Annotated in this window: 1 rRNA gene; it reads right to left on the reverse strand. The window is 42.7% G+C overall.

Annotated elements, in window-relative coordinates:
• Positions 1 to 358 precede the first annotated feature (358 nt).
• A 5S ribosomal RNA gene (gene rrf, locus G5B12_RS17080) occupies positions 359 to 476 on the reverse strand.
• Positions 477 to 578 lie beyond the last annotated feature (102 nt).

Consider the following 578-nt stretch of genomic DNA (forward strand, 5'->3'; position numbering starts at 1 on the left):
TGCTTGACCTTTCGCTTCATCACCCTAGCGTAGGTGATGCGGTCTCTTGATTCTCGTGTTACTACAGTAAGTGCTTTCTTCTCACGAAGTTTACACTTACGTTCGTAACGTATGTGTTTGATTACTCTGTTTATAACAGATAAATCGATGTCTTCCTATCTTTGCGTTTGCATTAATTTCTTAATACTTTGCGTTTAAGGATATTTGATTAACTTAATCAAATCTCATGTATGCAGTTTTCAAGGTACAATGCTGACTGATGTTTTATCAGCCATCTGAAAGGAAAATAACTTTTTCTCTCAGATCACTGGTAAAACCAGCATCTATCTCATCAGGTTTCCCTGTCTTTCTTTTTTTGATCTGGCGCCCACCTGCTCTCCCACACCGTCTCCAGTGCAGTACCATCGGCCGATTGGGTCTTAACCGTCGTGTTCGGGATGGGAACGGGTGTGTCCCCCAACCGCATCGGCACCAGAAATCTTTCAGCTTGATAGCTAAACAGTAAAACACATCTTCTCTACTTTTTCCTTAGAAAGGAGGTGATCCAGCCGCACCTTCCGATACGGCTACCTTGTTAC

It is taken from the genome of Blautia sp. MSK.20.85 (assembly GCF_013317245.1).
Taxonomy (GTDB): domain Bacteria; phylum Bacillota; class Clostridia; order Lachnospirales; family Lachnospiraceae; genus Blautia_A.